This is a genomic window from Pseudoalteromonas sp. NS-SX12 (assembly GCF_057367955.1).
The window spans coordinates 664,767-678,565 of record NZ_CM170634.1 but is presented as its reverse complement, the minus strand read 5'-3'; the positions used below and the strand labels follow the sequence as shown (position 1 = coordinate 678,565).

Here is a 13,799-nt window from a genome sequence, read left to right as displayed (position 1 = left end):
ATAACGTATTAGGTCGGGTAGTTTGGCTAAGCACATTGTTGTATTTGATTCTGGCATTGGTGGCACATCGGTACTTGAACATATTCAAGCGAGTTTACCGAGTGCAAAATTCAGTTATCTTATGGACAACAAATACCTGCCGTACGGAAAACGCTCTTCTCAATTTTTAACGCAGCGTATCACTAGTCTGTTAACTCAATTTATTAAAGAAATTGAGCCTGTCGATATTCTAGTTGTTGCCTGTAATACCGCGAGCACACAAACATTAGTGCAACTTCGCGCACAATTTGATTTTCCAATAGTAGGCGTTGTTCCAGCAATTAAACCAGCTGCAGAGAAATCCCTAAGCAAAAGAATTGGCGTATTAGCAACGCCGGCCACAGTTGCAAATGAATACACCGCAACATTAATTGATGATTTTGCAAGAAGCTGTGAAGTTGACTTATATGGTTCTAGCGAACTAGTAAGGTTAGCTGAATACAAGTTCTGGTTTAATACATTAGATATGCAAGCGTTAGCTCAAGAACTCGATAAATTAGCAATAAACAGTGAAATTGATCATTTAGTTTTGGGGTGTACGCATTTTCCAATTATTGCAAATGAACTTAAACAGTTAATAAGGCATGATTTACAACTACTCGATTCTGGTGAGGCGATCGCGAATCGTGTATCGAGTCTCATTGGCGAGTGTAATGTAGAAGATAATAAAAAGCAGCCGGTAGATTATTATGCTACGGCTGCTTTAGAACAGACTAAATTACAAATCTCAGTGATTAATGATTAACACTATCATCCAAAGAATTATTGTCATCTGACTTTTGTTTCGCTTCACGTACTTTTAAAGTGCGCTGTTGAAACTCTTTATCATTTAATGCCGAGATAATTTTATCGGCATCCTTTTCTGCGACTTCTACAAATCCAAAGCCGCGACGTTTACCAGTATGCTTATCCTTTAATAGGCGAACAGAGAATATTTTCCCGTGTTGTTCAAATAAACTTCTAACAACCGCTTCGTTTGCCTTATAAGGTAAATTACCAACATAAAGTGATTTACTTGCTTCTTTCTTTTCAGTTACACCATGAGCAGAGAAGGTTGCAAGAATACCACCAATCAAAATGCCTACAGCAATAGCCAAAGATGAACTTGTAAGTACTGATGATAATGCAAAATGAACTACGGCATAGCCGATAAGAGATGCGATAAAAATTATTATTAATGATTTTTGTTGCGATGAACTCATTTTAAAGATTCCGAATTACACAAATTAAACATAAAATTAACAAATGTTCATGCTTATCTTATCTTACTTTGCCTACAAGGCAATAATATCAGTACAAATAAGCGGTAAAATTATTTAAGTTAAGTTTAAAAAGCCCATTAAACGGCCTAAAACGTACAAAAATGAGCGGTTTTGTACGTATTTTGCTCGAACGATCCAAAAAACTAAAAAAAGTTTGAAATAGGGGTTGATCCAAATTCGGATCTCTCTATAATGCGCCTCCACCAACACGGGGAACGACGCAGCATAGCAGCGAATCACGAGTTGGTTGAGTCAAGTAAAACTGAGTTTTGAACGTTTTCAAAATAAAAAGAAAATAATCAAAATTAAGTGTTGACAAAAAATTAGGAAGGCGTAACATACGCAGCCCTAACAGCGACGAAGCGTCGCGGCAAGCACAAGGTTGTTTGCACTGTTCTTTAAAAATTTAAGCAATCATCTGTGTGGGCACTCGTACAGATTAAGTTCTAACATACGCTTTTAGCGTAACAAAATTTAGACTTAATTGAACTGAGTGACCAACGGAATAAAGAAATTTATTCAGCACAGTCAATTCGATATCGTAAGATATCAAAATCAGAATTCATTGAGTCGGACGTAAGTCCAAAAACACTTTTAATTGAAGAGTTTGATCATGGCTCAGATTGAACGCTGGCGGCAGGCCTAACACATGCAAGTCGAGCGGTAACATTTCTAGCTTGCTAGAAGATGACGAGCGGCGGACGGGTGAGTAATGCTTGGGAACATGCCTTTAGGTGGGGGACAACCATTGGAAACGATGGCTAATACCGCATAATGTCTACGGACCAAAGGGGGCTTCGGCTCTCGCCTTTAGATTGGCCCAAGTGGGATTAGCTAGTTGGTGAGGTAATGGCTCACCAAGGCGACGATCCCTAGCTGGTTTGAGAGGATGATCAGCCACACTGGAACTGAGACACGGTCCAGACTCCTACGGGAGGCAGCAGTGGGGAATATTGCACAATGGGCGCAAGCCTGATGCAGCCATGCCGCGTGTGTGAAGAAGGCCTTCGGGTTGTAAAGCACTTTCAGTTGTGAGGAAAGGTTAGTAGTTAATACCTGCTAGCTGTGACGTTAGCAACAGAAGAAGCACCGGCTAACTCCGTGCCAGCAGCCGCGGTAATACGGAGGGTGCGAGCGTTAATCGGAATTACTGGGCGTAAAGCGTACGCAGGCGGTTTGTTAAGCGAGATGTGAAAGCCCCGGGCTCAACCTGGGAACTGCATTTCGAACTGGCAAACTAGAGTGTGATAGAGGGTGGTAGAATTTCAGGTGTAGCGGTGAAATGCGTAGAGATCTGAAGGAATACCGATGGCGAAGGCAGCCACCTGGGTCAACACTGACGCTCATGTACGAAAGCGTGGGGAGCAAACGGGATTAGATACCCCGGTAGTCCACGCCGTAAACGATGTCTACTAGGAGTTCGGTTTTTCGGAACTGTCTTCCAAAGCTAACGCATTAAGTAGACCGCCTGGGGAGTACGGCCGCAAGGTTAAAACTCAAATGAATTGACGGGGGCCCGCACAAGCGGTGGAGCATGTGGTTTAATTCGATGCAACGCGAAGAACCTTACCTACACTTGACATCCAGAGAACTTACTAGAGATAGTTTGGTGCCTTCGGGAACTCTGAGACAGGTGCTGCATGGCTGTCGTCAGCTCGTGTTGTGAGATGTTGGGTTAAGTCCCGCAACGAGCGCAACCCCTATCCTTAGTTGCCAGCGATTCGGTCGGGAACTCTAAGGAGACTGCCGGTGATAAACCGGAGGAAGGTGGGGACGACGTCAAGTCATCATGGCCCTTACGTGTAGGGCTACACACGTGCTACAATGGCGCATACAGAGTGCTGCGAACTCGCGAGAGTAAGCGAATCACTTAAAGTGCGTCGTAGTCCGGATTGGAGTCTGCAACTCGACTCCATGAAGTCGGAATCGCTAGTAATCGCGAATCAGAATGTCGCGGTGAATACGTTCCCGGGCCTTGTACACACCGCCCGTCACACCATGGGAGTGGGTTGCTCCAGAAGTAGGTAGCTTAACCTTAGGGAGGGCGCTTACCACGGAGTGATTCATGACTGGGGTGAAGTCGTAACAAGGTAGCCCTAGGGGAACCTGGGGCTGGATCACCTCCTTATACGATTTAGAACTTTTTGTTCGAAGTGTCCACACAGATGATTGTTAGCTAAGCAATAGCTTAGTTAATTTGCTCTTTAAAAATTTGGAAAGCTGACAAACTTTAAATTAAGTATTTCTTAGGAAATACAATATTTAATTTAGAGTTCTCAAAATAAAGTAAAGAAAATATGCCGCAACATTAAGTTGTTGTTGGTATCTACTTTAGTATTCAATATTTAACTTCTGGCGGAGTTAAAAACTGTCTTTAGCAATACAAACCATTTTGGGTTGTATGGTTAAGTGACTAAGCGTATACGGTGGATGCCTTGGCAGTTGGAGGCGATGAAGGACGTATTAACTTGCGATAAGCCTAGTCAAGCTAGTAAAAAGCGCTTGAGACTAGGATTTCCGAATGGGGAAACCCACCACTTAGTGGTATCACTTACTGAATACATAGGTAAGTGAGGCGAACCGGGAGAACTGAAACATCTAAGTACCCCGAGGAAAAGAAATCAACCGAGATTCCGAAAGTAGCGGCGAGCGAAATCGGATTAGCCCTTAAGCTGTAATGTAGTTAGTGGAACATTCTGGAAAGTTTGACGATACAGGGTGATAGTCCCGTACACGAAAACTTATTTACAGTGAAATCGAGTAGGTCGGAGCACGTGAAACTTTGACTGAATATGGGGGGACCATCCTCCAAGGCTAAATACTCCCAACTGACCGATAGTGAACCAGTACCGTGAGGGAAAGGCGAAAAGAACCCCTGTGAGGGGAGTGAAATAGAACCTGAAACCGTATACGTACAAGCAGTAGGAGCAGATTCGTTCTGTGACTGCGTACCTTTTGTATAATGGGTCAGCGACTTATATTCAGTAGCGAGGTTAACCATTTAGGGGAGCCGTAGTGAAAGCGAGCGTTAACTGCGCGTTTAGTTGCTGGGTATAGACCCGAAACCCGGTGATCTAGCCATGGGCAGGTTGAAGGTCAGGTAACACTGACTGGAGGACCGAACCGACTATCGTTGAAAAGCTAGCGGATGACCTGTGGCTAGGAGTGAAAGGCTAATCAAACCGGGAGATAGCTGGTTCTCCCCGAAATCTATTTAGGTAGAGCCTCGGACGAATACTATTGGGGGTAGAGCACTGTTAAGGCTAGGGGGTCATCCCGACTTACCAACCCTTTGCAAACTCCGAATACCAATAAGTAATATCCGGGAGACACACGGCGGGTGCTAACGTCCGTCGTGGAGAGGGAAACAACCCAGACCGCCAGCTAAGGTCCCAAAGTGTATGTTAAGTGGGAAACGATGTGGAAAGGCCCAGACAGCCAGGAGGTTGGCTTAGAAGCAGCCATCCTTTAAAGAAAGCGTAATAGCTCACTGGTCGAGTCGGTCTGCGCGGAAGATGTAACGGGGCTAAACATACCACCGAAGCTGCGGCTGCGAATTTATTCGCGGGGTAGGGGAGCGTTCTGTAAGCTGTTGAAGGTGTACCGGGAGGTATGCTGGAGGTATCAGAAGTGCGAATGCTGACATGAGTAACGATAAAGCGGGTGAAAAACCCGCTCGCCGGAAGACCAAGGGTTCCTATCCCATGCTAATCAGGGTAGGGTGAGTCGACCCCTAAGGCGAGGCCGAAAGGCGTAGTCGATGGGAAACGGGTTAATATTCCCGTACTTGGAATAATTGCGATGGGGGGACGGAGCAGGCTAAACAAGCATGGCGTTGGTTGTCCATGTGAAAGTATGTAGGCTGGAAACTTAGGCAAATCCGGGTTTCTAAGGCTGAGATACGAGACGACACACTACGGTGTGGAAGTTGTTGATGCCATACTTCCAGGAAAAGCCTCTAAGCTTCAGATTATTTCGAATCGTACCCCAAACCGACACAGGTGGTCAGGTAGAGAATACTAAGGCGCTTGAGAGAACTCGGGTGAAGGAACTAGGCAAAATTGTACCGTAACTTCGGGAGAAGGTACGCTCCTATCTGTGATGAGACTTGCTCTCTAAGCGGACGGGAGTCGCAGTGACTAGGTGGCTGGGACTGTTTATTAAAAACACAGCACTCTGCAAATTCGAAAGAAGACGTATAGGGTGTGACACCTGCCCGGTGCCGGAAGGTTAATTGATGGGGTTAGCTTCGGCGAAGCTCTTGATCGAAGCCCCGGTAAACGGCGGCCGTAACTATAACGGTCCTAAGGTAGCGAAATTCCTTGTCGGGTAAGTTCCGACCTGCACGAATGGTGTAACCATGGCCACGCTGTCTCCACCCGAGACTCAGTGAAATTGAAATCGCAGTGAAGATGCTGTGTACCCGCGGCTAGACGGAAAGACCCCGTGAACCTTTACTACAGCTTGGCACTGAACATTGACCCTACATGTGTAGGATAGGTGGGAGGCTTTGAAGCACAGTCGCTAGATTGTGTGGAGCCGTCCTTGAAATACCACCCTTGTAGTGTTGATGTTCTAACATAGGCCCCTGAATCGGGGTTGTGGACAGTGCCTGGTGGGTAGTTTGACTGGGGCGGTCTCCTCCCAAAGAGTAACGGAGGAGCACGAAGGTTTGCTAAGTACGGTCGGACATCGTACGGTTAGTGTAATGGTAGAAGCAAGCTTAACTGCGAGACAGACACGTCGAGCAGGTACGAAAGTAGGTCATAGTGATCCGGTGGTTCTGAATGGAAGGGCCATCGCTCAACGGATAAAAGGTACTCCGGGGATAACAGGCTGATACCGCCCAAGAGTTCATATCGACGGCGGTGTTTGGCACCTCGATGTCGGCTCATCACATCCTGGGGCTGAAGTCGGTCCCAAGGGTATGGCTGTTCGCCATTTAAAGTGGTACGCGAGCTGGGTTTAGAACGTCGTGAGACAGTTCGGTCCCTATCTGCCGTGGGCGTTTGAGAATTGAGAGGGGCTGCTCCTAGTACGAGAGGACCGGAGTGGACGAACCGCTGGTGTTCGGGTTGTGATGCCAATTGCATTGCCCGGTAGCTACGTTCGGAATCGATAACCGCTGAAAGCATCTAAGCGGGAAGCGAGCCTCGAGATGAGTTCTCACTTTAACTTGAGTTAACTGAAGGGCCGTTGAAGACTACAACGTTGATAGGCAGGATGTGGAAGTGGTGCGAGCCATTAAGCTAACCTGTACTAATTACCCGTGAGGCTTAACCATACAACGCCAAAGTGGTTTAGACCCGCAGAAGTTGAATAGCTCGAAAAGAGCAAAGTACTAAAGTAGATAACTTTACGAATTGAGATAAAAAGACAGTTTTCCAGATTTAGATTTAAGACAAGCTCTTAAGTCAACCAGATTTGCTTGGTGACTATAGCGTTTTGGAACCACCTGACCCCATGCCGAACTCAGAAGTGAAACGAAACAGCGTCGATGATAGTGTGGGTTCGCCCATGTGAAAGTAGAACATCGCCAAGCTCCTAATTAAAAGAAAGCCTCAACATAATGTTGAGGCTTTTTTGCATTTGAACTCCAGAAAAGATAGGGCGAACGCCCATGTGCCTCTTCACCGCTGTGAGCACTTGAACATCGCAAAGCTTCTAATTAAGTAAGGTCGATAAAAGCCCTTCATCCATGAAGCTTATCGACATTCGTACATCCATGTACATCAAAGCCTGCTCAATGAGCGGGCTTTTTGCGTTTGAGCGTTTTATGAATTTATAGCGCTATAATTCATCCATGAAGCTGGGTTACATCGGTCTTCCATGACCTCACCTCATTACACTACGAAACTTCGTTTCGGTTGTAATTCACCTAATAAAGTAAGGTCGATAAAAGTCCTCTATCCGCGAAGCTAATGGTATTTACGCATTAAAGTACATTAGAATCGTTTGATGAGCATTTTGTGGAAGGTATACAAGTATAACTATAAATAGAGCTTAGTAAGTGAAGCGTAGAAGAGCTGTTTTCAGGTAACAGCTTTTAGAAATATAGACTTCTATTTGATAGACTTTGTTTGGCCGTGGGTAGATTGTTTATTTACAAAATTAAGGTTTCGTAACATATGGGGTCTGTATTATTCTCTTTCTATTACTTCACACTTTTTATTTAAGCAAAGCGTTTGAGGTGCTGGATTATGCTCGCAGGTAGAAAATGCTGTGTTTTTTTGATTATAAGCTTGTTCAAAGGATGTAATTTCTGTTGCCAAAAATTCAATGTCTTCTTGTTTACTTGTCTTAATTGAGTAAATATCAAAGCGACTCGGGCCACCACATGCGCGTTCACCATAGGAGATTACACGGCACTGATAGCTAGCATCACACGATTTATCTTCAATAGCTTTCTGAAGTTTAGTTTCTGCATCAGTAATGGTGCTAATTTTACTCTCTGGGTTAAAGTCATTTGATTGACATCCAAAGAGCAAGCTACTTAAGGCTATGATTGGTGAAATTTTAATAAGCTTCATAGACGAGTGTTTATACAAGTTATCTTTTATTTGTTCATACTAGCACAAACAAACTATTTATATCATACAAACACTTATCACATGAATTATATCGTAGTTATTAGATGATACCTGTCATCGATGACTTATACCGTCTTGAAAGACTAAGTTGATGGCCATTGCGTAAAGTAACCTGATAATCGCCGCTGTCAGTGGGTTTGAGCTCAGCGATACACTTTTTCCTGACGATTACACTACGATGAATGCGTATAAACCCTAAATCAGCTAGTTTGGTTTCCATAGCAGATAGTGTCTCTCTGTGAAGTGTAGGGCGTTCTTCATTCACTAAATATAGCTCGACATAGTTACCAGCACCGCCAACCCAGACTATGTCGTTACAATCGATCAGCTTAATTCTTCCAGAGTCTTTTACTATTAGTGTTTGATCAGTCGTGTTTAATTGATTAATCAAACTTTGAATATTCTCAAAAGGGAGCTGTTTGTTGTTATTGAGTCGTGACGAAAGCTTTTTGATGCACTTATTAAATCTATTCCTATCGCATGGGAATAAAAGATAGTCAGCAAAATCATGTTCGAATGCGTAAATTGCCTCTGCTTCTGACTCTCCAAGATAAACGATCTGTGTATAGTCAGGGCATTCTTGAGCTAATGTTTCTAATGCGTCTAAATCAGGCAGCAAGTTGTGATTAATAAAAAGAACGTCAGCTTGCATTGTATTTACAATGCTAATTGCTTCAGACCAGTCAAACGCTAACGCAATTGCTTCAAAGTTTTCGTGCTCCTTTAACAATGTTTTTAATGCAGACTTATTGCTCTCTTTTTCGTCTGCAATAACGAGACTAAATTTTCTCATTACGCAAGTTCCTTCTAACTATAAGGTCTGTGCATTTTGTCATTGATTTGTCTACGGTGTTAGTCTTTTTGGGTAACAAGGAGTAACAAAATGTTAGCTTGAATTACCTAAAAAACTTGTTTTTGATGATTTTATAGCATAAGTGTAAATGGGGTGTTTCAAATCGCTTACCTTCTTCCGCTCAAACCATATTTAGAGCCTTTTATTTATCAATTTAAGTATTAGGTTATTAGCTTTATAGTTAAGTTCGGCGCTTTTGATAATTTTAAAAAAATAGAGTGATGGCTCTACTGGTTTTAATCGAAAAAGGTTATAACGATTTTTGTGTTTAAGAGCCTAAATGAGTGTGTAGAATATTTGAATTGGCCCTAATCGGCTAGTTTTTATAAAAATTAATGACCAAGGCTTTGGGGTGAAATAAATTACGGTAAATATCCAGACTGAGATTGGAGGCTAGTATTAAATTAATAATCTTTCCCTTCTTCAATGTTGGGCAACAAAAAGAAGTCTTAAAGCTATATTAAGTATAATGAGGGTTCTATATTTATTAGACATAGAAAGTTTTGTCTATATGTAAATTAATAAACTTATTTAAATGTACAAACTTAAGTTAGCGGTTTAACAAATACAAAGTGTGTTTGTTTGGCATTGAGATTTAATTAACAAATCGCAGAACATGAACGTGTGTTTCTTTATGTGTCAAAATTTATGTTTTATCTAATTAGAATGCCGTTTAACATTAAATTCAGTCCGCTTGAATAATACGGTTGGAAATGATCTTTCAATATAATTAGGTTGAGGTTTGCGTTTGACTAGGTCAACGCAATACTATTCCAGGGAGATTATTATAATGAATACATTTAAAAAGTCAGCGCTTAAAATAGCGATGACATCAGCGTTATTTTCGGGCGCAAGTTTTAACACTATTGCTGCGGAAGCCAATTCTGCAGATGATGTTGAGCGTATTGAGATTACCGGTTCTCGTATCAAGCGTTCAGATTTGGAAACGGCTACTCCTGTTACTGTAATTTCAGCTGAGTCTATTAAAGAGCAAGGCTTCGACAGCGTAGCAGACGTATTACGTAATACGTCATTCAATACATTAGGTTCTTATCGAGAGCAGTCCGGTAGCAGTTTTGGTGGTGCCGCACTTGTTAACCTTCGTGGTTTGGGAACAGACAGAACTGCGGTTTTAATTAATGGTCGTCGCGTTCCTGGTAATGCATTTACCGGTACATCTGCTGTAGATATCAATACAATTCCAATGTCAGCGGTTGAGAGCATACAAATTCTAACAGATAGTGCTTCTGCTGTTTATGGTGCTGATGCAATCGGTGGTGTTATCAATATCATTATGAAGAAAGATTTTGATGGTACGATCGTAGAGTACAATAGTGATATTCCGAGTCAAGATGGTGGTGACAGAGAATCATTTAAGATTACAACTGGTACTTCAAACGATACATCAAGTGTATTATTTTCATTTGAGTACTCAAATAAAGATCATATTGCAGATAGTGACCGCTCATATACAGGTTTGAATATCACGAGCAGCGGAATTCCTAGAGATGGTGTTGATGTTACCGGTGCAAATGGTGGTGGTAACTCTGGTTTTAACTTTGAGTTTACTGAAGCATTTTCTGTAGGTGACTGTGATGCAAGTTTCTACCTACCTGTTCTAGATCCGTTTGGTGTTCCAGGGACGGGTTGTGGTTATATTTTTAGTGATATCTCATATAACACAATGGATGTAGAGCGCTTCTCTACATTTTTAGATGCCCGTAGAGACTTAAATGATGATCATGAGGTTTACTTTGAAAGCCGAATTTCAAAAGTTAAAACTTCAGGTCGTTTTGCGCCTGCTATCGGTGGTTTTGCAGTAGCGGGGGATGCACCGATTAACCCTGTTGGTGAAGCGTTTTTACTTTATCACCGCTTTGTAGCGCATGGTCCACGTGATGACTCAAGCAACGCAACTGAAATGGATGCAGTGTTAGGTTTCAATGGCACCTTCGGTAACAGTGATATTGAATATGACTTTAGCGTTCGCAAATATAAGTATAATGCAACTGAACTAGGTAATAACTACGTATTGCAATCAAATATTGAAGCACTTGTTGCTAATGGTGGTTATAACTATCTTGATCCATTATCTCAAGATCCAGACCATTTGGCTGCCGTAGCGGCGAGTAAAGCAACATTAACGCGAGATTTATCAAACGATACTACTTCAATTCTTTTTGCACTTAACGGTGGCACCGGGATTGAGTTAGGTGGTGGTGATATTTTATGGTCAGCAGGTATAGAATATGCTGATGAAGAATATGAAGATATTTATGATTCATTCCGTGAAGCTCAGAATGTACTAGGTTCAGCTGGTAACTCAGCGGCAGGTGAACGTCAGCGCTCGGCTGTTTTTGGTGAGTTGTATGTACCAATTATTGATGGACTAGAGTTGAATGTAGCTGTTCGTTATGATGATTATGACGATTTTGGCTCAGAAGTTTCACCTTCAATTTCTGCTTCTTATGTAGCAACGGATTGGTTAAAGCTAAGAGCTTCATATGGTCAAGGCTTCAAAGCACCAAACCTTACGGATTTGTACGCTAAGCCGCAACAAAGTTTTGAGGGACTAGTTGATACAACTCGTTGTCGTGCACAAGGTATTGCCGATGCGGATTGTCCTGCAGGTCAGCAAGAAACTTATAATGCTGGTAACCCAGAGTTAAAAGCAGAAACGTCAGATTCATACAATCTAGGTATAATCTTAGAACCTGTAGAAGATCTATTGATTACAGCAGATTACTACAGTGTTGACCTAGAAAACGTTGTAACTCAACTTGAGTTTAAAGACGTATTTGAACTTGAACAGGCTAATAACCTTCCTGCGGGTGTTATAATTAACCGTGGTGCATCGAATGGTGGAGTTCCAGGTCCAATTACACGCTGCGTTGTTGAAAGCTATCCTAACTGTGGCCTGATCAATCCAGTGGCAAACTTAGCATCTCGCACTGTTGAAGGTCTTGATCTGAAAGTTCAATATCTATTTAAAACTGAATTTGGTGACTTTAGACCTGATTTACAATGGTCGCACATTGCAACCTATGAAGAAGAAATCTTAGGTGTAGTATTCGACCAGCCAGGAACTCAAGGTTATCCTGCAAATAGAGCTAACTTTAACTTCTTGTATGAGTTTGGTGATGTGCGTGTTAACTACATGTATCAATGGATCGATGAAACTGATTCAGATACTGGTGGTAAGTTCAAAGCGTGGGATACTCATTCAATCAATGCAATCTACACAGCAATGGATGGTTTGGACTTGACATTTGGTGTACGTAATTTAACTGATGAAGACCCATCAATTGATACAGTTGGTGGCTGGGTACAAGATTCAGCTGCTACTTCACGTGATTTATATTCACTTGATGGCCGAGTATATACACTAGGACTTAAATACTCATTTTAAACAATAGTTTAGTACTTTAAAGCCAATGGTATTACCATTGGCTTTTTTGTATATGGCGCCTAAATATGTCTATTTGTTACATATTCGCCGTTTGTCACCAAATTTGTTCGTATTATCACTTTAGCCTAGAGAATAGGGCGCTCAGTCAGTAGTCTAGGCTCATCGCATTGATATTTAACATTGCGATTTTCTTTGGACCAAATGGGGGATTTATCCACCCCCCATTTTATTTTCCCCACAAAGATTCTTGAGTTTTAAGATTCTAGACTTCAGAATATCTGCTAAACCCTAAACCCTAAACCCTAAACCCTAAACCCTAAACCCTAAACCCTAAACCCTAAACCCTAAACCCTAAACCCTAAACCCTAAACCCTAAACCCTAAACCCTAAACCCTAAACCCTAAACCCTAAACCCTAAACCCTGCCTCAAAAAAACTGTTGCATTTATCATCAATATCACTATAATACGCAAACTTTCAAAATTGTGAGTTCGCTTACAAGCTTTGAAAGTTAAAGATAGAGGCTTGGATTTCAAGCCCATGAACAGGAACTCCGATTTGGAGTTCAAAGGTAAGATATAAGAAGATTGTCGCTTTCCAATTTTTTGGATGAGTTGACGGTTTTTTTATGCTCTTTTTAAAATGCTCTTTTTATTGAGGTTTAATTGAATGTCTAATCAACGCATTCGTATTCGCCTAAAAGCTTTTGACCATCGTTTGATTGACCAATCAACTTTGGAAATCGTGGAAACTGCTAAGCGCACTGGTGCTCAGGTTCGTGGTCCAATCCCACTTCCTACACGCAAAGAGCGTTTCACTGTACTTGTTTCTCCGCACGTTAACAAAGACGCGCGTGATCAGTACGAAATCCGCACCCACAAACGTCTGATCGACATCGTAGAGCCAACTGACAAGACTGTAGACGCACTAATGCGTTTAGACCTTGCTGCTGGTGTTGATGTTCAAATCAGCCTGGGTTAATCGGAAGATTAGAGAGGTTTTAGGAAAATGGCATTAGGTCTAATCGGTCGTAAAGTGGGCATGACTCGTATCTTCACTGAAGATGGCGTTTCAATCCCAGTAACCGTTATCGAAGCGACGCCAAACCGTGTAACTCAGGTTAAATCTGAAGCTACTGACGGTTATAACGCGCTTCAAGTGACTGCAGGCGAGAAGAAAGCTAGCCGTGTAAACAAACCAGAAGCGGGTCACTTCGCTAAAGCTGGTGTTGAGGCTGGTCGTGGTCTGTGGGAATTCCGTCTATCTGGCGACGAAGGTGACTTCGAAGTTGGTAACGAAATTACTGTTGAAGTATTCAACGACGTTAAGAAAGTTGACGTAACTGGTACTTCTAAAGGTAAAGGCTTCCAAGGTGGTGTTAAGCGCTGGAACTTCAGCATGCAAGACGCTACTCACGGTAACTCATTATCTCACCGTGCTCCGGGTTCAATTGGTCAAAACCAATCACCTGGTAAAGTATTTAAAGGTAAGAAAATGGCCGGTCACATGGGTGCTGAGCGTGTAACGACTCAAAACCTAGAAGTTGTTCGTGTTGACGCAGAACGTGGTCTATTACTTGTTAAAGGTGCAGTACCTGGCGCAGTAAATGGCGACGTAATCGTTAAACCAGCTGTTAAAGCTTAAGTC

The 13,799-nt window shown here is 42.4% G+C and carries 7 protein-coding genes and 3 rRNA genes; 7 read left to right on the top strand and 3 right to left on the bottom strand.

Annotated elements, in window-relative coordinates:
- Positions 1 to 22 precede the first annotated feature (22 nt).
- Complete coding sequence (gene murI, locus AC2IOM_RS03215; RefSeq protein ID WP_100912458.1) at positions 23 to 784, top strand: glutamate racemase; 762 nt, start codon at positions 23 to 25, stop codon at positions 782 to 784.
- On the opposite strand, the gene AC2IOM_RS03210 is transcribed toward murI, so the two are convergent.
- The gene (locus AC2IOM_RS03210) at positions 774 to 1,241 is read right to left on the bottom strand and encodes an RNA recognition motif domain-containing protein (RefSeq protein ID WP_100912459.1); all 468 of its coding nucleotides are present in this window, start codon (positions 1,239 to 1,241) and stop codon (positions 774 to 776) included. The genes murI and AC2IOM_RS03210 overlap by 11 nt on opposite strands.
- A gap of 655 nt (positions 1,242 to 1,896) precedes the next feature.
- Between AC2IOM_RS03210 and AC2IOM_RS03205 the strand changes: the two genes are divergently transcribed.
- From AC2IOM_RS03205 to rrf, 3 genes are all read left to right on the top strand, one after another.
- Positions 1,897 to 3,429 (top strand): 16S ribosomal RNA (locus AC2IOM_RS03205).
- 275 nt (positions 3,430 to 3,704) lie between these two features.
- Positions 3,705 to 6,585: ribosomal RNA gene (locus AC2IOM_RS03200) — 23S ribosomal RNA — on the top strand.
- Between the two features lie 143 nt (positions 6,586 to 6,728).
- Positions 6,729 to 6,843: ribosomal RNA gene (rrf, locus tag AC2IOM_RS03195) — 5S ribosomal RNA — on the top strand.
- Together the 16S, 23S and 5S rRNA genes form the textbook arrangement of a ribosomal RNA operon.
- 598 nt (positions 6,844 to 7,441) lie before the next feature.
- Here the strand turns inward: rrf and AC2IOM_RS03190 are convergent.
- Both AC2IOM_RS03190 and AC2IOM_RS03185 read right to left on the bottom strand, forming a co-directional pair.
- Positions 7,442 to 7,831, bottom strand: a complete 390-nt coding sequence (locus AC2IOM_RS03190) for a hypothetical protein (RefSeq protein WP_486359110.1) — start codon at positions 7,829 to 7,831, stop codon at positions 7,442 to 7,444.
- A gap of 100 nt (positions 7,832 to 7,931) precedes the next feature.
- Entirely contained in the window at positions 7,932 to 8,684 is a 753-nt protein-coding gene (locus AC2IOM_RS03185) for a LytR/AlgR family response regulator transcription factor (protein WP_105171137.1), read from the bottom strand.
- A gap of 850 nt (positions 8,685 to 9,534) precedes the next feature.
- Between AC2IOM_RS03185 and AC2IOM_RS03180 the strand changes: the two genes are divergently transcribed.
- The 3 genes from AC2IOM_RS03180 to rplC all read left to right on the top strand — a co-directional run bounded on the left by AC2IOM_RS03180 (position 9,535) and on the right by rplC (position 13,796).
- The gene (locus AC2IOM_RS03180; protein WP_486359109.1) at positions 9,535 to 12,153 is read left to right on the top strand and encodes a TonB-dependent receptor plug domain-containing protein; all 2,619 of its coding nucleotides are present in this window, start codon (positions 9,535 to 9,537) and stop codon (positions 12,151 to 12,153) included.
- A gap of 668 nt (positions 12,154 to 12,821) precedes the next feature.
- A complete protein-coding gene (rpsJ, locus tag AC2IOM_RS03175; protein ID WP_010561274.1) occupies positions 12,822 to 13,133 on the top strand; it encodes a 30S ribosomal protein S10 in 312 nt (103 codons plus the stop codon).
- Between the two features lie 27 nt (positions 13,134 to 13,160).
- Positions 13,161 to 13,796, top strand: a complete 636-nt coding sequence (rplC, locus tag AC2IOM_RS03170; RefSeq protein WP_010561273.1) for a 50S ribosomal protein L3 — start codon at positions 13,161 to 13,163, stop codon at positions 13,794 to 13,796.
- The last annotated feature ends 3 nt before the right edge of the window (positions 13,797 to 13,799 follow it).